Origin of the sequence: Mucilaginibacter straminoryzae, from assembly GCF_022953055.1 — a bacterium.
GTDB classification, from domain to species: Bacteria; Bacteroidota; Bacteroidia; order Sphingobacteriales; family Sphingobacteriaceae; genus Mucilaginibacter; species Mucilaginibacter straminoryzae.
Genome location: NZ_JALJEJ010000001.1, coordinates 780,510 through 804,108, shown reverse-complemented (window position 1 = coordinate 804,108; position 23,599 = coordinate 780,510). Strand labels below are relative to the sequence as shown.

The following is a 23,599-nucleotide window of genomic DNA, read 5'->3' as shown; positions in this document are numbered from 1 at the left end:
TGCCAATTACCTTATTACTTATATTTGCCGCAATCATTAACGCCATACCATGCAAACACTCTATCCCTTAAAATTCAAAACCATTTATAAAGACAAGATCTGGGGCGGGCAAAAAATCCGCACGTATCTTCATAAAGATTTTGGCAGCCTGCCAAACTGCGGCGAAACCTGGGAGATATCCGGCGTTAAAAGCGATGTTTCTGTAGTAGCCAACGGCGAATTGGAAGGCCAGTCGTTAGCCAATTTGCTGGAACAATACCAGGGCCAACTGGTGGGCGATAAAGTTTACAAGCACTTCGGCAATACCTTCCCATTACTGGTAAAATTTATCGATGCCAATGACGACCTTTCTATCCAAGTACACCCTAATGACGAGCTGGCGAAAAAACGTCACAACTCTTTTGGTAAAACCGAGATGTGGTACGTGATCGAAGCTGACCCGGGTTCTACCCTGATATCCGGCTTTAACCAGGAAGTAAACGAACAGACCTACCTTGAAAAACTGAATAGCGGGCGTTTAACAGACATCCTGAACCGCGAAGACGTACAAGCGGGCGACGTATTCTTTTTGCCTGCCGGCCGTGTGCATACTATTGGTAAAGGCTTGCTGATTGCCGAAATCCAGCAGACTTCAGACATTACTTACCGTATTTACGACTTTGACCGTGTGGACGATAAAGGCCAGAAACGCGAGCTGCATACCGAAGAGGCTTTAGCCGCCATCGATTACAAACACTACGACGAGTATAAAACCAAATACGAGCCGAAAAAGAACGAAAGCGTACATGTGGTAAGCTGCCCGTACTTTACGACCAATATTTTAGATTTCACCGAAAGCACTGCTAAAGACTATAGCAATCTGGATTCATTCGTGATTCACGTTTGTGTGGATGGTGCTTACACTTTGAAATTCGAAGGCGGTGAACTGGAAGTGAAAATGGGCGATTCTATCCTGATCCCGAAAACCATCAACCATGTTTCTTTAGAAACTACCGGTGGATTTAAGATCCTGGAAAGTTATATAGAGTAACATTTTTATGATCGTCATTCTGGATGTGATGAAGGTTTGCGCAGTTTGCAGATTCTTCCCCGTCAGCAGACGGACCAGAATGACGATCTTTTCGAATTTCAAAATCTATAGACCGAATTTCGAAATCATCTTATATCCCCAATACCTGCTTTAATTTCACATATCCTGTTTTGCTTACGGGCACCCTGTCGCCGGACTTCAGGATAGCCACGTGCGAGTCTTTTTCGTAAGGATCTATGCGAGTGATCTGGTCTATGCTGACAATAAACGAACGGTGTACGCGCACGAATTGTCTCGGGTCGAGCATTTTTTCAAAAAAGCTCATGGTCTTGTTTTTCAGATATGCGCCTTCTGCGGTGTGGATATTCACATAATCGTCATCCGCTTCCAGGAAGATTACATCGTTAACAGGGATAATTTTCACTTTTGTTCCCGTTTTCACCACAATACGATCGTGCTGCATTGGCGACTGTGCCATGCTTTCCAAGAGGTTTTCGGTTTGCTTTTGCTGCTGCTGAGGATTGGCGCCTGCTTGCGCCAGGTATTTTTCTATCGCTTTATCAAAACGGTCTTTGCTAAAAGGTTTTAGCAGGTAATCTATCGCATGAGCTTCAAAGGCTTTCAGGGCATATTCGTCGAAGGCTGTGGTAAAAATCACGGCAGGTGGTTGTTCCAGCAGTTCCAGCATTTCAAAACCGTTGATCTTCGGCATTTGCACATCCAGAAATATTAAATCAGGTTGATGCTGTTGTATAGCTTTCATCCCTTCAAAACCATCGCCGCATTCCTGTATTACTTCAATATCGGTTTTATAATGCTGAAGATATTCCAGTACTACCATACGGGCCAGTGGTTCATCATCTATCAGTAAAGCTCTTCTCATACCTGCGGAATTTTTATAATGGTGGTAAATATATCATCATTTACAAAAGTTTCCACCAGGTCATTACGGGTATAAATTAAATGCAAGCGGCGTTTCATGCCGCTCAGGCCGAAACCCGTTCCCTGGCGCGGTTTGGCCGTTTGCGGGTCATAAGGGTTCTGCACAATGATTACCAGGTAGTTATCATCCATTTCGCCACGGATACTTACTGTAACGCTGCCGGTAGTATCATACAAGCCAAACTTAATAGCATTTTCCACAACCGGTTGTAAGAGCAACGGCGGAAGCAAGGCCTTGCCGCATTCGCCGTCGCAACTGATCTCTGTCTGCAGCCGATGGCCGAACCTTACTTTTTCAATATCCAGGTATAATTGCAGGTGCTGTAACTCGTCTGAAAGCGAGGTTAACTGCTGGTCGTCTTTCTTCAACGTACCCCGGAGGAAATCAGATAACTGCTGAACCATCTTACGCGCCTCTTCGGGTTTAAAGCCGATCAGGGCATTGATGGAATTGAGGCTATTGAATAAAAAGTGCGGTTGCAATTGCTGGCGTAGATTAAACAGTTCGGCTTCTTTCGCCAGTTTCTCTGCTTCGGCTTTACGTTTCTCATTTTCCTTATGATCCTGCTGCGCGTACCATACCAAACTGATCATGGCCATCCAGCCAATGGCAAGAAAATCGGTAAAATAACGGATCACCATTGATTTTACCACGAAGCCATAATATTCAGCATCGGTGATAATCTGCGGCAATGCAAAACGGCTGATGGCCAGGCAAAGCCCGGCCAATAACCCACACCATATCAGTAAGTTAAGGTAACTATTTTGGGATGGCTGATAAAAACGCAGGGTGTTATCTATCAGCCAACAGGCTGCACCCAGGGCAACCGAACTGATGATACCATCGGTAAGCGCAACCGCCCAGCTAAAGCCAAAGCTCTGGATAATATAAACCTGCAGGGCGGTCCATACCACACCGCCCGCGGCAAATGCCCATCTAAGGTTTACAAAGGTTGAAATAGGAGCAGCCAAAGTGATAAGTTTTTGATGGTTTAAAAGCTTCTGATCTCGATACCTGCGAAAATGGATGTTCCGGTAAGTACCAGCACTTTATCAGGGTCAAGCGGGATGGTCGTGTTGCGCCTTTTATCATCTATGCCGGCAAAAATCGCAGCGATATCTGAAGTAACCTGCCAATGCGGGGGTACGAATAATTTAATCCCGCCGAAAAGCTGTGTAACATCTATATATACTTTGCCCTTGATATCTGCCTGGGTAAAGTTGAGTTCTGTACCGCCGAAAACGTTCACTACAGTACCGCCCTTAAAATCTTTAGACAGGATCATTTTATTAACACTGCCGAAAACAGAGGTGGTGTTTACATAATCGTCGCCGTAAGCATATTTAGTATCGAACGGATCACCCGTAACAGGTTCTTCAGTAGAGGTAGTTCCGTCGGGTGAAGTAACTTCCGGTTTAACTACATAATCAGCTTCCCAAGGTTTACGTCGACGACTTTTTATATTCAGGCAACCGGTTGTTTTGTGGCGGCCTGTAATTAGCCAAAAACCAACCAGGATTAGTACAGCTGGCCAAACCAGGTTCCTGAAATGAATTCCGGGGAAAATATCATCAAAGAGGAAGATACCGCCAATGGCCACCATGATCAGCCATCCAAGGCTACGAAAATTATTCTTTGCACCGCTGTAAAGGCCGATCAAAATAAGCCAGGTTGGCCAGCGCCACAACCACCATGGAATAATGAAATAAGTGAACTGCTGTAAAAGTAATACACCACCGATAAGCAGTAATATCATACCGACGAAGATCTTGCCTTTGCCAGCGTTAGCATTATATATATTGTTATTGCTCATGTTGTCTGTCGAATTGGAATTAAAATCTGATTCAAAACTAATGTAAGCTTTTACAATCGCAAATTGTTAACTGGCTGTATGAGGTAAAAACTCGGTGAATGGCAGAGAAGCGGCGGTGAAAAAAGAGAAGGTATTTGATGCGCTAAGCGAATCCAAAAAAGAATTGGGATGTGCGATTCCTTCCTTGGGGAAGGAGTAGGAAGGGGTTACCTAGATAATGACCCCTCCCTAACCCTCCCGAGGGAGGGATTTAACCCAATCAGATCATGTCCGCCATCAGCGTTAATAAAGCTTCTTCTACCTGATCTTCTTCAAGCAATTGTTTAGCCCTCAGATGCAGTTGTAATTCACGGGTGGTGCTATCGCCAATGGTAGCGTCCATTATTTCTTTAATTTCCGGCCTTTGGGCATACACTGCTATCGCAGCATCGTCCGGCAATTGCTCCAGATTACCTAACTGTCCCAGGTTATTCCCGGTGAGTATCTTAGAATTACGGATGGCATAGGGCAAAGCGTCAACCCCCATGCCGATGTTCCTGTTGGGTTTAGGTACTTTAAACAGGTTTTCGGGTGCAACGCGGCAATACCAGTCGCCACCCAGGCGTGCCACGTGATCCATTTTTTGCTGGTCTATTTTACCTTCCGCATCCAGCACCTGTTCTGCAATGTGCATCAGCTTTATTTCGGCCAGTACCAGGTTGCCCGCACCGGGCTTGTCGCCCAAGGAAATTACCTGCGTTACCACACACTCCATCTGCACGAAAGATTCTGCCACCCGCGGCGGCTTTACCATTTGTGAGGGGACTGCCATAAAACCTGATTTGATAAATTCGTTTGTGCCTTTCGGATATTCCACACTCGAAAGCGATTGCTGGTGAACCATCTCGTAATGCACGATGTTGATCACGCATTCAGGCACTTCGAGGATATTTTTCAGCGAGTGCTTGGTAGACCCATCCCTGGCCCTGCGCGACGGTGAGAAAATGCAAACCGGCGGATTGGTACTGAACAGATTAAAAAAACTGAACGGGCTTAAATTAACATTACCTTCTGCATCAATGGTAGAAGCCAGGCAGATAGGCCGCGGCGCTACGGCATATTGCAGGTAGTTCTGCAGTTCTATGGTGGTGAGTTTGGTGATATCGATGGTTAACATTGGGGTTCTTCGGTATGAGATAATAACCGTGTCGCCCTGAACTCGTCGCAGGGCTGCTCCGGCATTTCACGTTTGTTCCATTCTTGTCATTCTGATCCGTCGGCTGACGGAGAAGAATCTTCTCGGCTTGTCTTGCAGAAGAAGATTCCTCGTTTCTCTCGGATGACAGAATCGTGGTTACGCTACAGTTTCTTCAATCTCAAAATTGAAAAATCAGTATCTGCTTTGGTGATCACATTACTAAGCACACCTAAACCTGTAATTTCCATCTCTACCAGGTCGCCGGGTTGTAGCCATTGTGGTTGATAGTCGGGATTGTTCAGCAGGCCGGTGCCATTTAGTTCCAGGAAGCAACCGGTGCCTACTGTCCCAGAACCAATTACATCGCCGGGAAGCACGTCGCAGCCGTAAGCGCAACGTTCAATAATTTCGGCAAACGTCCAGTCCATATCCGCCATATTACCGCTGGAAACCTGTTTGCCGTTAACACTGCATTTCATTTGCAGGTTATACGTGTTACCGGTATGGCCGGGCTTACAAGCTGTTTTGTAAGGTGCTAATTCATCGGGAGTAACCAGCCACGGACCTATTACGGTTGAAAAATCCTTCCCCTTGGCCGGGCCAAGGTTCAGCAGCATTTCCTCCATCTGCAGGGTACGTGCGCTCATGTCGTTCATTACCATGTATCCGGCTATAAAACTATCGGCCTCTGCCGCGCGGATGTTGCGGCCCTTTTTGTTAAGCACCACGGCAACTTCCAGTTCAAAATCCAGTTTCTGAAAATGGTCTGGCATACACTCCACCTCACCAGGTCCTTGCACAGCGTTGTGATTGGTGAAATAAAAAATAGGGTATTGATCAAACTCGGGGATCATCGGCACCTTACGGTTACGCCGGGCCGCCTCTACATGCTGGCGAAAGGCATAGCCATCACGGCACGAAGTGGGGTGAGGCACGGGTGCAAGCAACTCGTAAAAAGGCTCTTCCTTACCTTCTATTTTACCGTTCAACAAGTCTTCATTAATGCGCAATGCGCGTTCCATCAGTTCATCGCCTCCCCAAAGAAAGTCGTTCATGTTATCAGGCAGCGCCTTGTTGAATGAGTTGATGTTGTAGATATGACCGTTAGCAAAAATGCCCAGATGCTCGCGATCCTCGGTTTTGTAGGATACCAGTTTCATATTATCGCCGTATAATTGGTGGTCAAAACTAAACAATTTCCCAACTTTTGATATTATGCTTGCATAATGATTTGCGAAAACTTAATTTCGTGAATCAATTATAACATGAGCCACCTAAAGGTTTCATATCAAACGCAAAGTTTACTGGCCAGGGCAATCGCCGCTGGTATCCGGTATGCTATGCTCTCTAAAATTGTATTTGCCCAGTATTCGGTAACCTGTTGATCCATCCGGCAATTCTGTGCCGTTTTCTTTTAGCAAAATCAATCTGTTTTTACTAAGTCAACAGTAATTATTTATGCCTTTTTATCATTCGCTGGGGAAAATACCCCATAAGCGTCATACCGTTTTTCGTAAACTGGACGGTAACCTGTATGCCGAAGAACTGGTTTCTACCGAAGGCTTCTCGAGCATGTACTCGCTGGTATACCACTGCCATCCACCAACCCTGGTAAAGGAACTTGGTGAGCCTTATAGTGTAGAGCCCAAAATTGCCCGCGAAAAGCACCTGAAACATACCAGCCTACTTGGATTTAACATTCAGCCTGAAGACGACTACCTGCAAAGCCGTAAGCCCGTACTGGTGAACAGCGATCTGCATATTTCCCTGGCTTCGCCACGTAAATCAATGACCGACTATTTCTACAAAAATAGCCAGGCAGACGAGGTGGTATTCATCCATGAAGGAAGCGGAACCCTGAAGACCGGTTTTGGAAATATTCCGTTCGAATATGGCGATTACCTGATTATTCCGCGCGGGACCATTTACCAACTGCATTTTAACGGCGAAAACAACCGCCTCTTTATTGTAGAAAGCTTCAGCCCGATACGTACACCTAAACGGTACCGTAACCAGTTTGGGCAGCTGATGGAACATTCGCCTTATTGCGAACGTGATATCAAACGCCCGCAAGACCTGGAAACCCACGATGAGTATGGCGATTTTAAGGTACTGATTAAGAAGCAGGGCCTGATCTATCCCTATGTTTACGGCACCCATCCGTTCGATTTTATCGGCTGGGACGGCCTGCATTATCCCTGGGCTTTATCCATCCACGATTTTGAACCGATCACCGGCAGGTTACATCAACCGCCACCTGTGCATCAAACCTTCGAAGGGCACAATTTTGTGATCTGCTCTTTTGTACCGCGCAAGTACGACTACCATCCGCAAGCCATCCCAGCTCCTTATAACCATAGCAATGTGGACAGCGATGAGGTGCTCTATTACGTGGACGGTGATTTCATGAGCCGCAAAAATGTAGTACGTGGACAAATTACCCTTCACCCCGGCGGCATCCCGCATGGCCCGCACCCGGGTGCGGTAGAAAAGTCTATCGGTAAAGAAAAAACAGAGGAACTGGCCGTGATGATCGACCCTTTCCGCCCGTTGATGCTGACTGAAGACGCCATACGGATTGAAGATCCTAACTATTATAAAAGCTGGGCAGAGTAGCAGCCCACCTAACCTCTGAAAGGGAGGAGCAAACGATTTACAACAACGTTAAAGAGAAAAAAAATGCAAATTTCAGAATATACAAAAGCTTCTCACGAAGCAGCAGATTTAGCAACAGCATCGTATGATTTCCTTCCGCTTAACGGGACGGACTATGTTGAATTCTACGTAGGTAACGCCAAACAGGCGGCGCATTATTATAAGTCGGCCTTTGGTTTTCAAAGCCTGGCCTATGCCGGACCAGAAACCGGCGTGCGCGACCGTGCTTCATACGTGTTGCAGCAGGGCAAGATCAGAATTATGCTAACTACGCCCCTGCACTCAGACCACCCCATCGCCGAGCATATCAAGAAACACGGTGATGGTGTAAAAGTACTGGCCTTATGGGTTGACGATGCTTTCGATGCCTTTGAGCAAACCACCAAGAGAGGCGCCGAACCGTTTATGGAGCCTAAAAAGCTAACCGACGAGCATGGCGAGGTATGCATGAGCGGAATTAAGCTCTACGGCGAAACGGTACACTTATTCATAGAAAGAAAAAGCTACAGTGGTATTTTCTTACCCGGATATGAAAAATGGAACCCGGAATATAGCCCGGAGTCAACCGGCTTGTTGTATGTAGACCATTGCGTGGGTAACGTGGGCTGGCATAAGATGAACCAATGGGTGAATTTTTATGAGGAAGTGATGGGCTTCCGTAACATCCTGACCTTTGACGATAAGATGATCTCGACAGAATATTCTGCCCTGATGAGCAAGGTGATGAGCAACGGCAACGGGTATGTAAAGTTCCCGATTAATGAGCCGGCAGAGGGTAAAAAGAAATCACAGATAGAGGAATATCTTGAATTTTATGAGGGCGAGGGCGTACAGCACCTGGCACTTGCTACAGACCATATTGTGGAAACGGTAACAGCGCTAAAGAATCGTGGGGTGGAATTTTTAACCGTTCCTAATACTTACTATGACGATTTGCTAAGCCGGGTAGGCCACATCGACGAAGACCTGGAGCCGTTAAAGCAACTGGGAATCTTAGTCGACCGGGACGATGAGGGCTACCTGCTGCAGATCTTCACCAAACCGGTAGAAGACCGCCCAACTGTGTTTTTCGAGATCATCCAGCGTAAAGGCGCACGTTCTTTTGGCGCTGGTAACTTTAAAGCCTTGTTTGAAGCCATAGAACGCGAGCAGGAACTAAGGGGCAATTTGTAATTGTTTTTTTGATCCATCTTTTATATTTAGAGCAGCCCGGCGCCGTTTAGGTGCCGGGTTTTTGTTTAACATCAAGCGTGCAGGCTATTAGCAAAGAACACAAAAAAGTGTCATCCTGAACGAAGTGAAGAATCTGCCGAGATTATATTTCTTTTATAGATCATCCCCGAAACACGTTCAGGTCAGGTCGCTACACGGGTGACAATAAAGTCATTTTTAAGGCTCAGAATTTTACTTCTTCGCCAGCGTCCAGCGCTTTTCTATTACTTCTGCATCCAGAAAGCACTGTTTAAATTCTGCAGGAGTTTTAAACTGAAGCTGCCTGATGCAGCGCGTTTCAAGATATACCTCAAATTTATCTGCTTCAAATGGCCACGGCGATACGCATAAATGGCCATCTTTACTTTCGCATACCGTATATTGCCTGTCATCGTCGCCTTTGCTTATTTCCGTTAAGCGTTGTTCGGGCTGGATATCTCCCTTACACAACAAGAGCGATAGAGCATCACACCATTCTAATAAGCCGTATATACTATCGGCCTCTTTGCGATTGATATTCAGCTGATGGCACCATTTATCCTGTAACTTTTTCTGCTCTTTTAAAAATTGCTGTACTTCTGGCTTCTCGTGTTCTTTTCGGTACAGGAAAGTCATGTGCATAGAAGCCAAAAGGGCAGAATATCTACCACGCGAGAAAGCAAAGTCTAACATACGCTGGGCACGGTCTGCTTCGTACACCTTCATGGCATAGTCGACCGGTCCACCGGCGGGAGTAAGCAGGTCTTCTTCCCGCAGCTCTGTTTGCGCATCATCATGCCCTGCTATCATAACAATGGTTTCCGTCCATCTTGATGGGCATTTTGCCACTTCCCATTGCATCGCAAATTGTGCTGCCAGTAACCCGTGTGCCCGTTGTGTAATTACCTGCCAGCCTTGTTCTGTGTAATTGACAATCATGCTGTATTAAATACAGCTATGGCGGCGAAATGTTGGTTGATTGAGAAGAGGGTTGTAAATGCTTCGACAAGCTCAGCATGACAACCAGGAGAATAATTAATTCCTTCTGTCACCCTGAGCCTGTCGAAGGGTTTTGGATTTTCTAAGCAATTACGAGATTGTCATGTCGTTACACTCATAGCAATGACAAATCAAGGTTTAGAAGCAAGAATCAAGATTTTTCCTTACTCATAAGAATTGTTAAGTTCTTGATTCTTGTCTCTTGGATCTTGCTTCTAAAGATTACAAGAACATCCCGCCGGAAACTTCAATACGTTGAGCGGTAATCCACTTTGCGTCATCAGAGCAAAGGAAGGCAACCACACCACCGATATCGTCCGGCAGACCGATACGGCCTAAAGCGGTTTGGGAAGAAATAAATTCGACTACGCCCTGGTGCGCACGGGCTTCCTTGGTAAAATCGGTTTCAATAATACCCGGAGCTACCACGTTTACGTTGATCCCCCTGCCACCTAATTCTTTAGCCATATATTTAGTCAGCGTTTCTATAGCGCCTTTCATTGAAGCGTAAGCAGCATACCCTGGTGTACTGAAACGTGCTAAACCGGTAGAAGTGTTCACAATGCTGCCGCCATCTGCAATTAGTGGCAATAAGGTTTGTGTAAGCAGGAAAGGACCTTTATAGTGGATATTATAAAGCGAATCCAGCTGTTCTTCGGTGCTTTCGGTAAAAGGCGCAGCCCAATCTGTACCGGCGTTATTTACCAGCGCGTTGAATTTCTCTGTGCCCCATACTTCCTTCAGGGTGTTTGCTAACTGCTCTTTAAAATTAGCGAAAGTGTGCGCCTCAGCAGTGTTTAGTTGTAAGGCTGCCGCTTTACGGCCCAGGCCTTCAATTTCTGTAACTACTTTCTCGGCTTCGTCTTTTTTGCTGTTGTAGGTAATCACTACATCATTACCTTTCTTAGTCAATGCAATTGCCTCGTTTTTACCCAGTCCGCGGCTGCCGCCGGTTACCAGTACTATTTTAGCTGTGTTTTCCATATCAAATTTGTTGTTGTTTGAACAATACAAAGTTGCACGGGTTTGCCGCAAAAGTATGGTGACAGTTTCAGATAAAATGGTGACTACTTCAGAATTTTTTGTGTAAGATCGGTCTGATCCACAAATTGCTGACGATATTGATTAGGGGTTTTACCTTCGAAACGTTTAAAGAATTTGGTAAAGTTAGAGGGGTCAAAAGTAAGGGCTTTCGCAATATTGGCTACGGATTCTGTGCTATTTCGTAAGCGCTCACGAGCGATGTCCATAATGCGCATTTCAAAATAGTAACAAGGCGCTTTACCGGTAGTCAGCCTGATGGTATTGCTGAGATGAGTGGGGTGAATGTGCAACTGCTCAGCCAGGTCGCGGATCTCGAACATTTCCGTTTCCGCCCCGCTCACGATATCATCCAGGTGCTTATCCACTGCCCGGTAATAATCTGCGGTGATCTCATGCGCACGGGCAAATATCTTTTTAGGTAGTTTTTCGGCAAGCGTAGGCATGGGTAGTTATTGGGTTACTTGTTACTAAGTTATAACTTTATCATGATTACTGGTGCACCTTGTTGGTGTTGTCACCAACAAGATTTTGTGTATGACAATGTTGGTGACAACACCAACATTGAGCGTAAATTATAGCTTCTTTATTGTTATATGCCCCCGACATTTTCTTCGGCATACATTTTAATTACTCCATTTCTCTTTACAAGCAATTTCCGCATATACTGTTTTAGTATCAATGTATCAACCAATTTCCCAAGCAACCCTAAAGGCGACCGGAAAACAAAAATATCCGTCATTAAGGTACCGTTTTCTTGACCTTCAAAAATATGCTGATGTTTCATCATGGCAAATGGCCCTGCTGTCATTTCATCGGTAAATGAAGTAGGCGGAATAAAGGCTGTAATTTTAGAAGTTAGGTTCAGCCAAATGCCAAAATGCTTTGCCCGCCACGTAACGGTTTCACCTAACCCGATCAAGCCTTGGGTTACACCTGCTATCACCTTCTCCTGCGTATGGGCGGTAGAAACCTGGTGCAAATCAATGCTTCGCGAAAGATTAAAGCAAACAACAACTGGTGCGTTGATGAAGGTTTTTAGAATAATCTCTGCCATAAAACCGGCCAATGTCATGCCGAACTTCTTACCTTGCTACACATTTTTGGTGTTGCCACCAACAAGGCTTTATCTCGTCATATCAGGATGTTGGTGACAACACCAACATCGCGCAAGATATATAGACACAATACTCAGCCTAATTTAATCTTAAAGCCCCCCGGGGATGGTTGAGATGGGGCACTACACCGCCGGTTCCTGCTGGCTCAGGCAGTGGAAACTACCCAATCCCCAGATGATATCCGTAGAATCTATACCTACTATCTTCCGGTCCGGGAAACATTGCTGTAGAATATCCAGCGCTTTCTGATCCTTATCGCAACGGTAAGTAGGAACAACTACAGCACTATTAGCTATATAAAAGTTAGCGTAAGAAGCCGGCAAACGTTGCCCGTCATACTCCACCGCATCCGGCATCGGCAATTCAACTATGTTTAGTTGCTTACCGTTCAACAGACGCATGGTCTTCAGCGTTTCCAGGTTTTCTTGAAGTAAGTGATAGTTATCGTCGCTTTTATTTTCCTCAACAACGGTAACTACTGTATCTTCATTTACAAAACGGGTAATATCGTCAATATGGCCGTCGGTGTCGTCACCAACAATACCATCACCCAGCCATAGCACTTGTTCTACGCCGTAGTAATTGCGCAAATAATCCTCTATCTGCTGCTGATTAAGGTGCGGGTTACGGTTGGGGTTCAGCAGACATGCGGTAGTCGTCAGTACTGTTCCGGCACCGTTAAAATCGACAGAGCCGCCTTCCATCACAATACCAGGATGATAAACGGGTAGACCAAACTCCCTGGCAATACGGGTTGGGATCACATCATCCAGATCAAACGGCGGATACTTGCCTCCCCATGCATTATATCCCCAATCTACCACCACCTTTTGTTGGGTGGAAGGATTGATCAAAAACGCCGGACCATGGTCGCGGCACCACGCGTCATTTGTAGGGAATTCATAGAATTCGATCTTATTTAAATCAGCACCCACCAATTCCAGCTGCTGTTTAGCAAAAGCCTTCATCAGTTCATCTTTCACGTTGATGCGCACCAGCTCGCCCTCGGCAACAACCTTAATAAACTCACAGTAGTTATGGTAAACCATACCAATTTTACCCGGCCACGATTCTTCCTTATGCGGCCAGCTTAGCCATGTTGCAGTATGCGGCGCCCATTCTGCAGGGAAGAAGAAGCCGTTATTTGACGGCAAGTCCGTAAGTCCGTGAGTCCGTAAGTCCGTAAGATCGTAACTAGAAATATCTTTATGTACTGGCATGTTATTTTAATGAATAGCGCAAGGCATTAATCATGCTCAATATCTCCTTACACTGATTGTAAATTTTATCAAAATTATCTTGATCAATTATATTCCTTCGGCTACCCAAGTAAAGGCAGCTTACTACTTCTATAGTGGATCTTAAAGCGTATCCCAAAAACTTATTGAATTCTGGATTACTTTGACCGGTAGATCCTTCGGCAATGTTTAACGCAATTGAATCGGCTGCTCTTTTAATTTGAGAAGTTAGTACATATAGTTCTTCTCTAGGAAACGTCTTCGTCAGTAAATCAACATCTGCGGAAAGGTCAATTGCCTTTTGCCACACTATCAGCTTTTCAAATTTAAAACTCATCTTCTTAATAGCGGTCTTACGGACTAACTGACGTACGGACTGTTAAAACTTATTCCTCGTCCAACAATCTCTTAGTAATCGGCTGATAGGTTTCCACGCGGCGGTCACGCAGGAAAGGCCAGTGTGTACGGTAGTAATCCGTCTTGTTCAGGTCCAGTTCAACTACAGTCACTTCCTCATCATGGTGCGATCCCTGGAACATCACCTTTCCAAAAGGATTCGACACGAATGATCCTCCCCAGAACTTCAACCCTGCTTCTTCGCCAACCCTGTTAACGCTGACTACGTGTACACCGTTAGCTACCGAGTGCGAACGTTGGATGGTTTGCCATGCGTTATACTGCTCGGTATTGGTATCCACATCCTGTGTAGAAGCCCAGCCGATAGCAGTCGGATAGAATAGAATTTCAGCACCCATTAGCGCAGTGATCCGTGCCGCTTCAGGATACCACTGGTCCCAGCAGATCAGTACGCCGATCTTTGCATATTTCGTCTGGAAAACCTTGTAACCCAGGTCGCCCGGGGTAAAGTAAAATTTCTCGTAAAAACCCGGATCGTCCGGTATGTGCATTTTTCGGTACTTGCCCAGGTAAGATCCGTCTGCATCCAGGATGGCTGTTGTATTATGGTAAAGCCCTTGTGCACGCTTTTCAAACAGCGAAGCGATGATCACCACATTCAGTTCTGCAGCTACCTTAGAAAGTTCATCTGTAGAAGGGCCGGGGATAGCCTCTGCCAGTTTAAAATTATCGTAATTCTCCTCGTCGCAAAAATAAAGGGAGGTAAAAAGCTCTTGCAGGCAAACGATCTGGGCGCCTTTTTGGGCAGCCTCGCGAACGCGTTCAATAGCTTTCTGTAAATTCTGCTGCTTGTCTGCCGTACACGACATCTGCACCAATCCAACTTTTACTTTACTCATCTCTTGAAATTTTGCGCAAAGGTAGGCAATTAGTTTATTTGTTCGTTAGCCGATTACCCAGTTGGCCGTCATCAGATTATAATTTTACGCCCATCGATGCGTTATGTCATGAGCTAATGAAAAAGTGGACTAATAAATCAATCGCCCAAATAACTATCTTTGCCGCCAAATGACAGCTACCGACGAATTTGTTGCGCCCAAGCCTGTAAAAACCACCAAACAAAAACTTTGGGATGCCGCAAAGCTGATCCTGAAGATTGCAGTAACCAGTTTACTGCTGTGGTACGTATTCAGTAAGGTTGACCTGAGCAAGGTTAAATATCACTTTGTACATGCCAATTATTGGTGGATGTTTGCCGCGCTCATCGTATTCTTCCTGTCTACTATCATCTCTTCCTGGCGGCTGCTCAGCTTTATGAAGTCGATAGGACTGAAACTCGACTGGCGTTTTAACCTTCGCCTGTACCTGTTAGGCATGTTTTACAACTTCCTGCTCCCGGGCGGTATCGGTGGCGACGGGTACAAAATATGGCTGCTAAACAAACGCTATAAGTTACCGGCAAAAAAGGTATTCTGGGCTTTGCTGTTCGACCGCCTGAGCGGCTTATGGGCTATCGGCCTGATCGTTTGTGCGCTGATCATTTTCGTTCCGCAGATAGATCTTCACTTCGCCATACCCGGCAGCATCTTCATCGTGGGTACCGCTATCTATTACGGCATCGTCCACTTCTTTTTTAAAGATTACGGCCGCTACTTTTTTACCGCACATGCCAAAGCAGTAATGGTACAATCGCTACAGGTATTAACGATACTGTTGGTGCTATTAGGGCAGGATTTTCATGGCAAATTTGCGCCATATCTTCTTTCGTTCCTGCTTTCTGCCCTTGCCGCGGTGTTGCCCACTATTGGCGGTGCCGGTGCGCGCGAGGCTATTTTCACCAAATTATCCGGCGTTTTTGATATGCAGGTCGGCCTGGCAGTTTACCTAAGTATCTCTTTTTACCTGATATCGCTTACCGTAGCGCTGTTCGGTATCTATTACCTGTTGCGCCCGTCTAAACTACAGGAAGGCCTTCCTCCTATCGAGCCTATGGTAGAATCAGACGAAGATCCGGAAGCTAAATCCGGCAATTAAACCCGACGATCACCCACATCAAAAAGGTGTTTTTTGCGTTATTATTGTACCATCAATTATAAAACGCAATGGGCGATTTTCGTGATTTTAATAACCCGCAGGTGGCGGCTTTGCCACGGCATTTAAAGCAATATATTATTGAGCAGCACTACGAACATTATACACCCGTAGATCATGCTATCTGGCGGTACGTGATGCGCCAGAACTATGCCTACCTGAAAGACGTTGCCTATTATCCTTATATACCAGGCTTGCAAAAAGCCGGGCTAACCATAGAGAAGATACCAGATTTGCAGGAAATGAATGATGCCCTGGCGAAAATTGGCTGGGGAGCCGTTACGGTAGACGGTTTTATTCCGCCAGCCGCCTTTATGGAATACCAGGCTTACCGTGTGCTGGTAATTGCGGCAGATATCCGCCAGTTAAAACATATCGAATACACACCTGCACCGGATATCATCCATGAATCGGCAGGACATGCCCCCATTATTGCCGACCATGATTATCACCAGTACCTGAGTTACTTCGGTTCTATCGGTGCTAAGGCAATGTACTCTGCGCAGGATTATGAATTGTATGAAGCCATCCGCGCGTTATCGATTTTAAAAGAAATGCCGGATGCCGCCCCTGAAGAAATTACCAAAGCCGAGCAACAGGTACTTTACTGGCAGCAAAACATGGGCGAACCCTCTGAAATGGCCTTGCTAAGCCGCTTACATTGGTGGACGGTAGAATACGGGTTGATCGGCACGCCGGAAGATCCGAAAATTTATGGCGCCGGCCTGCTTTCATCAATCGGTGAAAGCGCCACCTGCATGATGGCAGATGTTGCTAAATTCCCGTACACCATCGATGCGGTTAACTATACCTACGACATTACCAAACCTCAGCCGCAGCTGTTTGTAACGCCGACTTTCCAGAACCTGATTGATGTTTTAGAGCAATTTGCCAATACCATGTCTTTCAGAATAGGCGGTGCTTACGGCCTGCAAAAGGCGGTGGAGAGCAAGAACACTTGCACCGCAGTTTATAGTTCTGGATTACATGTGAGTGGCACTTTCACGAATTATCAAGTTCAAGACCAACAGGTAACGTTCCTGAAAACAACCGGGCCGACCGCTTTATCTGTCAACGGCAAACAGCTGAAGGGACACGGAAAAGAATACCACAAAGATGGTTTCAGTTCGCCGGTTGGCCGATTGAAAAGCCACGAGAAAGCATTGGAAGACTGCACTCCGGAAGAACTGAAAGCTGCTAGGATTATTGAAGATAAAGAAACGGAGCTGATTTTTGAAAGCGGCATCCATGTTAGCGGAAAGGTGAAGCAAATACTGGGTAGCGAGGGTAAAACCATCATGATTACTTTCACCGAGTGTACTGTTAAAAGTGCTGAGGGCGAAATCTTGTTCGACCCATCATGGGGCGTGTATGATATGGCTGTAGGTGACTGTATCGTTTCAGTATTTTGCGGCGCTGCCGATAAAGATGCTTTTGAGGAAATTGGTTACAAACCCAAAACTACTACCTATCACCCCGAGTATGATGCGCACACACGCGAGTTGCACAAGCTATACCAGCAGGTGCGCGATTGCCGGCAATCACACAACGGCTATAATTACCTCGGTAATGTATGGCAGCAACTGCAGCAAAACCACCACGACGATTGGCTTTGCCCGATGGAGATATTGGAAATCCTGCAACACGAGGGCATCGAGGCAAATTTAGCCGCTGATATCCAAAGCTTCCTGGAGAACAAAGCAAGCAGCGAGCCCGGATTCAAAAAATTGATACATGATGGCCTTCACTTGATAGAAAACCCGGCAGCTCAAAAACTGGTGGTATAAGTTTTTTTAGCTAACTTTAGGTATGACAATTTTAAGAGTGGCGGTGGACGACGAACAGGCTGAAGCATTAATTAAAATGCTGGAAGAGGTGCCCTATGTAAAAAAAATAGAAGAGGAACATGAGCAAACTTCACAGGTAAAAGAACCTGAAACTGCTTATCAACGAATAAAAAAACTTCTTGATGAAGCTAAAGGCAAGGACTTATTCAAAGAGATAGAAGATCCGGTTGAATGGCAAAGACAGTTGAGGAGGGAATGGGATCGTGATTTTTGACACTAATGTTCTCATATATCTTTCAAAATATATTATTAAACCAGAAGAGATTATTAACGAACAATCTTCTATTTCAATCATCACAAAAATTGAGGCCTTAGGTTATGCTTTTGAAAGGCGTGAAGAGTACGATCTTATTTCGAATATTTGCAGCGCGTTAAGCATAATTGCTATCACAGATTCCGTTGCAGAAGAAACAATCAGGCTGCGATCGAAATATAAAATTAAACTTCCCGATGCGATCATTTATGCTACTGCGGCAGTAGAAAATTTACCTTTGCTAACCAATAATATTTCAGATTTTAAAATGCTTGATGGTAACGTTAAGCTGATCAATCCATTCTCTTTATGAATATCATTATTACCGGTGCCAGCAGCGGCGTAGGGTTTGAGGCCGTTATAGAATTAGCTTTAAAACCCGGACATAAAATTATTGCTTTAGCGCGCTCGCATGAAAAGCTGAAGAAACTGCACGAGATTGCAACCAGTCTTAGTCCGGATTGCACCTTATACCCCGTTGCATTTGATTTGGTGAATGATGATCTTGCTGCCCTGCAAAACTTCATTACCGCACGTTTCGATAGCCGGGTGGATATCTTGATCAACAACGCCGGTGCTTTAATTAATAAACCTTTTGCTGAGCTGGAAGAGGTAGATTTTGTCGAGATGCTGCAAAGCAACTTTCTATCGCATGTACGCATCACCCAGGCCATGCTTCCTTTTATCCAGGCGGGGGCGCATATCGTAAACATTGGCAGTATGGGTGGCTTCCAGGGTAGTGCCAAGTTTAAAGGTTTAGCAGCTTACTCTGCAAGCAAGGCAGCCTTGCATAATTTCACCGAAACCTTGGCAAACGAGTTGGCAGAACAGCAAATTACGGTGAATTGCCTCGCGTTAGGTTCGGCACAAACAGAAATGCTGGAGAAAGCCTTCCCAGGCTACCAATCGCCGGTGATGGCCTTTGAAATGGGTAAGTATATTGCCGATTTTGCGCTGACAGGCAGCAAATTCTTTAACGGAAAAATTTTGCCCGTAGCTGTTACTACGCCTTAGGCATTCTTGAGGAATTGGAACGTTAAAGTCCAAGCCTCGCTGGAAGCAGCTGCGTTAAAACTCGACCGATCATCCGAATTGAAGCCATGGTCTGCTTTGGAAAATACCACGTTCACATAGTCTTTACCAGCGTCCGTCATTGCTTGGGTAACACGGTCAATCTGTTCTTTCGGGATATGCTTATCCAACCCTCCCCAGAAAAACAAATGCTTGCCGTGAATATTTTTTACTAAATCTAAAGCACTATCCATACGTCCACCATAGTAAGATACTGCTGCTTTTAATGGGAGCGCCGTATTGGCAATGAACGCAGCCCTGCCGCCCATGCAGTAACCCACACAGAAAATTCTTTCAGGATCTACGTTGTCCTGACTGATTAACCATTCGTAAGCAGCTTTCAGATCATCTGCCAGATGCTGATTGGTTAAGCCTTGAATATGCGGGGCAACGCTGTCAAAATTATTATAATCGCCCTGGAAACCACTTGGTGCAGTACGGTGAAAAAACTCTGGCGCTATGGCTACATAACCTTCTGCGGCAAATTTATCCGTAACGCGCTTGATATGGCTGTTCACCCCGAAAGCTTCCTGCACCACAATAATACCGAGCTTTTTACCATCGGTAGTTTCAGGAAGAGAGATATAAGCATTCATTGCAGAACTATCAGGCACCTGTAGCTCTACGTAAGTTTTGTTTTCCATTGTCAAAGTTCTGCTATACTAACCCAGATCCAGGTTAAAACGTTTGTGCAGCTCTTTTAATTGTGGGTTTTTTGCGGCCATGTGCTGAAATTTCTCCAGGTCTGTATACGGACGTTTTGTAGCGGTAGCTTCTTCCAAACGTGTGCGCACTTCAATGCCAAAGTTCTTCAATTCTACACGCAGGAAGTTCATCAGGCTGGGCTTTTCATCCCTGAAACCATTTTCCTGCGCTTTAGTAGAAACTAAAACCTCAAATTCGTAGGGCTTCAGCATCACCGGCGCTTCCGCAGTAAAAATGGTAAAAAGGCTCATTTTACTTTCAGCCTTTAAACGGGTGGCATATTCGTTCCACTTCTGCAAAAAAGCATCCATGGTAAAGTGTTCAAAATCTGTGCCTTTCAGGTAAGGATCATCCTCATCAGCCGCTTCTACTGCGGCTGCAATCTCAGTTAAACTTAAAGAAGGTGTTAACCGGGGCGGCATCAGGCTAACCTTGGCTGGCGCAGCAGCTACTGTTGTTGGCGCTGCCGGTGGCGGTGTTGTTTTAGGCGTTGCTGTTAATGATGGCGTAGCCGATTGCATCGGTTTAGGCGCCTGATAAGCTGCTGCCGGTTCCTGAACTGTTGGCGTTGCTGCTGGCACAGGCGGGGTAGCAGCAGGCGATGCTACTACTGAGGTATCAGGTTTTTTTTTTAGCTGGCCATCTCCTGCCTGCGTAACCGGGTTGGTTGCCAGATTAAATGCCGAGGGCAAGTGGCACATCTTCAGCAGTGCTAACTCCACCTGCAACCGCTGGTTCTTGCTCATGCGGTAATTGATCTCGCATTGGTTGGCAATATTCAATGCCGAAAGCAGGAATGATGTGGTTGTTTGCTGACTCTGTTGTAAATAACGTTGGCGTACGCCCTCGCTCACCTCGAGCAATTTTAAAGTAGCCGCATCTTTACCTACCAGCAGGTTTCTAAAGTGCTCGGCAAGGCCGTTGATAAAATGGCTGCCATCAAATCCTTTAGATAAGATCTCGTCAAACAACAGCAATGATTTGCCGGTTTGTTCGCCCATCAGGCAGTCGGTAAGTGTAAAGTAGTAATCATAATCCAAGATATTCAGGTTATCGATTACTGTTTTATAGGTGACGTTACCTCCGGAAAAACTTACAATCTGGTCGAACATCGAAAGCGCATCCCGCAAACCGCCATCCGCCTTTTGGGCAATAATGTGCAGGCCGTCATTCTCGTATTGGATATGCTCTTTTACCGCTATAGAAGCCAGGTGCGCAGCCATATCATCTACCCTGATCCGGTTAAAATCAAAGATCTGGCATCGCGAAAGAATGGTCGGAAGGATTTTGTGCTTTTCGGTAGTCGCCAGAATAAAAATCGCATAGTTTGGCGGTTCTTCTAACGTCTTCAGAAAAGCGTTGAAGGCCGCCTGCGAAAGCATGTGCACCTCATCGATGATGTACACTTTATAGCGTCCGGCCTGCGGGGGTATACGTACCTGGTCTATCAGGTTACGGATATCATCAACCGAGTTATTAGACGCCGCATCCAGTTCATGGACGTTAAACGAATTACCATTCTGAAATGCACGGCATGAATCGCATTCGCCGCAGGCTTCGCCATTTGGCTGCAAATTCTGGCAATTGATGGTTTTTGCCAGGATCCGCGCACATGTTGTTTTCCCTACTCCACGCGGCCCGCAAAATAAAAACGCCTGGGCTAACTGGTTACTCTTGATCGCGTTTTTAAGCGTATTGGTTACATGTTGCTGACCTACAACGGTTTCAAAAGTTGCCGGGCGATATTTACGTGCCGAAACAATAAAATTATCCACAGCTACTAAGTTAGCAAGAATAGCTGAAAGGTAAAAGACGAAAGCGTGCTTGCTTACAGTGGGCTGACAGCTATGATCTGTTTGGTGGCGTAATAACCTTTTGCAACTGGCAAAAATACCTCTATCTCTTTCCAGGTTATTTTAAAACGCTTGTTTAGGTTAGCGCCAATGCCATTCACAAATTTTTCTGAGCCGGCAAACTGCTCGAGCCACAAATAACTATGTTCTTTCTTATCATCGTCCAACAGCACCAGGTAGTTGAAACCTTTGTTATCAATGCGGATTAGCTTACCCTCATCGCTTCGCTCGGACGATTGCTGATTAACCTTATTTTGCGCAATCATCGCGCTCAACTTCCTGTAAGCGTCGCATTCAGTCCTTAAAAGGTTCATGCCTACATCTACGCCTATCTGCCGCATAGCTGACGCATTGGTTGCATCTACGTGCCGTTCATCGGCCACCTTCATTAATAAAGCGGTATGATTACCAAAACATTCTGTAAAAACGGCCACTGCCTGCTGCTGCGTTTTCACCTGCGACATATCGCGATGGGTAATACAGTTACAAATAGAATCTGTTAATGCTGCTTCTGCCGGTGTAACGGTCTTTTGTGCCAGGACAATGTTCGCTGCTAAAACGAAGGTAATTGTGAGGAAGGTCTTAAAGTTCATATACCTATAAAGGTAAAAGGATTATTAACTTTATCAAAGTTATGGAACAGGAAATTCTGCTGAAAGACCATGTCTATTGGAGCTTTGATTACGAGTATGCCGCTATAGAAGACGCGGTAAAAGCCACTGCTTCTGTCGTGTCTATGGGCGGGCCATTGCATCATCACAAGGGTAGCATCGCGCTCACTGAAGCAATATTAATTATGGATGGCACTGATGACGATTTTAACCTTTCCGTTCCACTAAGTGCCATTTCTGATCTGTATCATGGTTTTGATGATGTTTCACCAACACTTCCGTAAAAAATTTGGCATGTTCTGGCAACCTCTTCGCATCCGTTTCTTTGAAAACAGCCGGCCATCTGTCATCTATTTAATCATTGGCCATAACGGTATCTTCACTCACAATAAACAGTGGTATAAAACCTTAACCGAAATTTTGTCTTAAACTTTTTGCACAACTGTGTGTACTTCTTAAAATGTCGTTTATGGAAAGTTTTGAAGTACAAATTGGCGCCGAACAACGGAAATTAAGAATAGAACCTGTAGCAGATCATCAGCCATCAGGCGAGGGAAAAGCATTTAAGGTTTTTGCAACCGACATAAATGCAGATTGGCTTTCGAACCCTGAAAATGAAACAGCGACGGATGTTCCAACAAGCGACTATCTGGGTTTGATGACCATTCAGGGAGAAAAGAAATTCACCTTCGATGGGGAAGGCCGCCTAACCGGGAACGACCTGCTGGGCATTGCAGCACAAATTGTCAGGCATCCCTCTACGGCTGGCTATTTTACGATTTAGTTTATCAATTCTTACTATTAGTAATTGGAAGCATCTAACCCGAGGGATACTTTCAGGAACTCGTTTTTTATAGTTGTGAGTTTAGAATTAATCCCGATGATCGATTCATCTATCTTTTGAGTGCTGTCTTTTATAGCTCCGGCCAGCATCACCAATTCTTTAGTGGTAAGGCTTACCTGCTCTTGCGACAGGTTGATCACCCCCTGAATCTTGGAATGTTCGTGCCGAAGTTCGTGCGATAATTTGAAAGAAACCTTCTCTATATTTTCAATCAGCTCAACCACATCGTTCTGGGATTCCACTATGGGCGTAATATCTCGCGAAATAGCCAGTACCACTTTATTCCGGTCACGTTCGTTTCGCCTGAAAGACACTATATGGTTACGAAACCACCGATAGCAACCGTCCTTAGTACGCCAGCGATTGATATTGATACTTACTTCTCCTTCTTTCAATAACAGGCACTTTTTTTCAAGCGCACTGATTTCTGCCCGGTCATCCGAATGAAGCATATTACTCCATACGTTGCATTCCATACCGATCACCTCTTCTGGTGTATACCCTATCCGCTCGTAAACACTGCTGTTGACGTAGTTAATGCGGCAGTTTTCCATATCAATCAACAGCACTACCTGCGGCATTGCACCAAGGATGGACATCAGCATTTTATTCTGCTCTTCGATAGAAAGCCTGGTAAATAGTTCTCCGATCATTTGTGCTACTTTTCAATAACCTGTTAGCAATCAACTACTAAGCGTTTGCAAGTTTAGCATTAAAGATGCAGCTAATCACCCCGTTATTTCACCTTTGCGGTACCGTTTT

Annotated in this window: 26 protein-coding genes; 10 read left to right on the top strand and 16 right to left on the bottom strand. The window is 45.4% G+C overall.

Translation table 11 applies throughout. The features are described from left to right. Positions 1-49 precede the first annotated feature (49 nt). A complete protein-coding gene (locus MUY27_RS03505) occupies positions 50-1,030 on the top strand; it encodes a type I phosphomannose isomerase catalytic subunit (RefSeq protein WP_245128587.1) in 981 nt (326 codons plus the stop codon). A gap of 130 nt (positions 1,031-1,160) precedes the next feature. Here MUY27_RS03505 and MUY27_RS03500 read toward each other — a convergent pair whose 3' ends face one another. From MUY27_RS03500 to MUY27_RS03480, 5 genes are all read right to left on the bottom strand, one after another. Beyond that, positions 1,161-1,913, bottom strand: a complete 753-nt coding sequence (locus tag MUY27_RS03500; protein WP_245128586.1) for a LytR/AlgR family response regulator transcription factor — start codon at positions 1,911-1,913, stop codon at positions 1,161-1,163. Next, complete coding sequence (locus MUY27_RS03495) at positions 1,910-2,944, bottom strand: sensor histidine kinase (RefSeq protein WP_245128585.1); 1,035 nt, start codon at positions 2,942-2,944, stop codon at positions 1,910-1,912. The genes MUY27_RS03500 and MUY27_RS03495 overlap by 4 nt, the downstream gene beginning before the upstream one ends. A gap of 20 nt (positions 2,945-2,964) precedes the next feature. Next, on the bottom strand, positions 2,965-3,786 hold the full coding sequence (locus MUY27_RS03490; protein WP_245128584.1) for a LiaF transmembrane domain-containing protein: 822 nt from the start codon (positions 3,784-3,786) through the stop codon (positions 2,965-2,967). A gap of 259 nt (positions 3,787-4,045) precedes the next feature. After that, complete coding sequence (locus tag MUY27_RS03485; RefSeq protein WP_245128583.1) at positions 4,046-4,942, bottom strand: flavin reductase family protein; 897 nt, start codon at positions 4,940-4,942, stop codon at positions 4,046-4,048. Between the two features lie 182 nt (positions 4,943-5,124). Then, positions 5,125-6,123: a fumarylacetoacetate hydrolase family protein gene (locus tag MUY27_RS03480; RefSeq protein WP_245128582.1), complete on the bottom strand. Its 999-nt coding sequence runs from the start codon at positions 6,121-6,123 to the stop codon at positions 5,125-5,127. Between the two features lie 298 nt (positions 6,124-6,421). Here MUY27_RS03480 and MUY27_RS03475 point away from each other — a divergent pair, with 298 nt between their 5' ends. Together MUY27_RS03475 and hppD are read left to right on the top strand one after the other, a co-directional pair. Next, positions 6,422-7,579 carry a homogentisate 1,2-dioxygenase gene (locus MUY27_RS03475; RefSeq protein WP_245128581.1) on the top strand — a complete coding sequence of 386 codons (1,158 nt, stop codon included), beginning with the start codon at positions 6,422-6,424 and terminating at the stop codon, positions 7,577-7,579. Between the two features lie 63 nt (positions 7,580-7,642). Beyond that, a complete protein-coding gene (gene hppD / locus MUY27_RS03470) occupies positions 7,643-8,791 on the top strand; it encodes a 4-hydroxyphenylpyruvate dioxygenase (RefSeq protein ID WP_245128580.1) in 1,149 nt (382 codons plus the stop codon). A gap of 231 nt (positions 8,792-9,022) precedes the next feature. Here the strand turns inward: hppD and MUY27_RS03465 are convergent, their stop codons facing one another. From MUY27_RS03465 to MUY27_RS03435, 7 genes are all read right to left on the bottom strand, one after another. Then, a complete protein-coding gene (locus tag MUY27_RS03465; RefSeq protein WP_245128579.1) occupies positions 9,023-9,748 on the bottom strand; it encodes a DUF3891 family protein in 726 nt (241 codons plus the stop codon). Positions 9,749-10,030: 282 nt separating this feature from the next. Then, positions 10,031-10,792, bottom strand: a complete 762-nt coding sequence (locus MUY27_RS03460) for an SDR family NAD(P)-dependent oxidoreductase (protein ID WP_245128578.1) — start codon at positions 10,790-10,792, stop codon at positions 10,031-10,033. 83 nt (positions 10,793-10,875) lie between these two features. Continuing rightward, entirely contained in the window at positions 10,876-11,295 is a 420-nt protein-coding gene (locus MUY27_RS03455) for a helix-turn-helix domain-containing protein (protein ID WP_245128577.1), read from the bottom strand. Positions 11,296-11,441: 146 nt separating this feature from the next. Further along, positions 11,442-11,924: an SRPBCC family protein gene (locus tag MUY27_RS03450; protein ID WP_245128576.1), complete on the bottom strand. Its 483-nt coding sequence runs from the start codon at positions 11,922-11,924 to the stop codon at positions 11,442-11,444. 165 nt (positions 11,925-12,089) lie between these two features. After that, entirely contained in the window at positions 12,090-13,187 is a 1,098-nt protein-coding gene (locus MUY27_RS03445; protein WP_245128575.1) for an agmatine deiminase family protein, read from the bottom strand. 1 nt (position 13,188) lies between these two features. Next, positions 13,189-13,542 (bottom strand): four helix bundle protein, encoded by a 354-nt coding sequence (locus tag MUY27_RS03440; RefSeq protein ID WP_245128574.1) that lies wholly within the window; start codon positions 13,540-13,542, stop codon positions 13,189-13,191. Positions 13,543-13,591: 49 nt separating this feature from the next. Further along, complete coding sequence (locus MUY27_RS03435) at positions 13,592-14,461, bottom strand: carbon-nitrogen hydrolase (RefSeq protein WP_245128573.1); 870 nt, start codon at positions 14,459-14,461, stop codon at positions 13,592-13,594. A 169-nt stretch (positions 14,462-14,630) separates the two neighbouring features. On the opposite strand from MUY27_RS03435, the gene MUY27_RS03430 reads away from it, so the two are divergent. The 5 genes from MUY27_RS03430 (at position 14,631) to MUY27_RS03410 (ending at position 18,767) form a co-directional block, all read left to right on the top strand. Next, positions 14,631-15,596 carry a lysylphosphatidylglycerol synthase transmembrane domain-containing protein gene (locus MUY27_RS03430; RefSeq protein WP_245128572.1) on the top strand — a complete coding sequence of 322 codons (966 nt, stop codon included), beginning with the start codon at positions 14,631-14,633 and terminating at the stop codon, positions 15,594-15,596. A 68-nt stretch (positions 15,597-15,664) separates the two neighbouring features. Further along, on the top strand, positions 15,665-17,440 hold the full coding sequence (locus MUY27_RS03425; RefSeq protein ID WP_245128571.1) for an aromatic amino acid hydroxylase: 1,776 nt from the start codon (positions 15,665-15,667) through the stop codon (positions 17,438-17,440). Between the two features lie 22 nt (positions 17,441-17,462). After that, complete coding sequence (locus tag MUY27_RS03420) at positions 17,463-17,714, top strand: hypothetical protein (protein WP_245128570.1); 252 nt, start codon at positions 17,463-17,465, stop codon at positions 17,712-17,714. Then, positions 17,704-18,066 (top strand): type II toxin-antitoxin system VapC family toxin, encoded by a 363-nt coding sequence (locus MUY27_RS03415; RefSeq protein WP_245128569.1) that lies wholly within the window; start codon positions 17,704-17,706, stop codon positions 18,064-18,066. Before MUY27_RS03420 ends, MUY27_RS03415 begins: the two co-directional genes overlap by 11 nt. Then, positions 18,063-18,767 (top strand): SDR family NAD(P)-dependent oxidoreductase, encoded by a 705-nt coding sequence (locus MUY27_RS03410; protein ID WP_245128568.1) that lies wholly within the window; start codon positions 18,063-18,065, stop codon positions 18,765-18,767. The genes MUY27_RS03415 and MUY27_RS03410 overlap by 4 nt, the downstream gene beginning before the upstream one ends. On the opposite strand, the gene MUY27_RS03405 is transcribed toward MUY27_RS03410, so the two are convergent. Genes MUY27_RS03405 through MUY27_RS03395 form a run of 3 tightly spaced genes read right to left on the bottom strand, consistent with a single transcriptional unit; the run spans position 18,764 to position 21,975 of the window. Further along, on the bottom strand, positions 18,764-19,468 hold the full coding sequence (locus tag MUY27_RS03405) for a dienelactone hydrolase family protein (RefSeq protein ID WP_245128567.1): 705 nt from the start codon (positions 19,466-19,468) through the stop codon (positions 18,764-18,766). The genes MUY27_RS03410 and MUY27_RS03405 overlap by 4 nt on opposite strands. Before the next feature lie 18 nt (positions 19,469-19,486). Further along, positions 19,487-21,304: a DNA polymerase III subunit gamma/tau gene (locus MUY27_RS03400; protein ID WP_245128566.1), complete on the bottom strand. Its 1,818-nt coding sequence runs from the start codon at positions 21,302-21,304 to the stop codon at positions 19,487-19,489. Between the two features lie 53 nt (positions 21,305-21,357). Beyond that, the gene (locus MUY27_RS03395) at positions 21,358-21,975 is read right to left on the bottom strand and encodes a hypothetical protein (protein WP_245128565.1); all 618 of its coding nucleotides are present in this window, start codon (positions 21,973-21,975) and stop codon (positions 21,358-21,360) included. 41 nt (positions 21,976-22,016) lie between these two features. On the opposite strand from MUY27_RS03395, the gene MUY27_RS03390 reads away from it, so the two are divergent. Then, the gene (locus tag MUY27_RS03390; protein WP_245128564.1) at positions 22,017-22,277 is read left to right on the top strand and encodes a hypothetical protein; all 261 of its coding nucleotides are present in this window, start codon (positions 22,017-22,019) and stop codon (positions 22,275-22,277) included. 185 nt (positions 22,278-22,462) lie between these two features. Further along, on the top strand, positions 22,463-22,777 hold the full coding sequence (locus MUY27_RS03385) for a hypothetical protein (protein WP_245128563.1): 315 nt from the start codon (positions 22,463-22,465) through the stop codon (positions 22,775-22,777). 17 nt (positions 22,778-22,794) lie between these two features. On the opposite strand, the gene MUY27_RS03380 is transcribed toward MUY27_RS03385, so the two are convergent. Further along, the gene (locus MUY27_RS03380) at positions 22,795-23,490 is read right to left on the bottom strand and encodes a PAS domain-containing protein (RefSeq protein WP_245128562.1); all 696 of its coding nucleotides are present in this window, start codon (positions 23,488-23,490) and stop codon (positions 22,795-22,797) included. Positions 23,491-23,599: the final 109 nt, after the last annotated feature.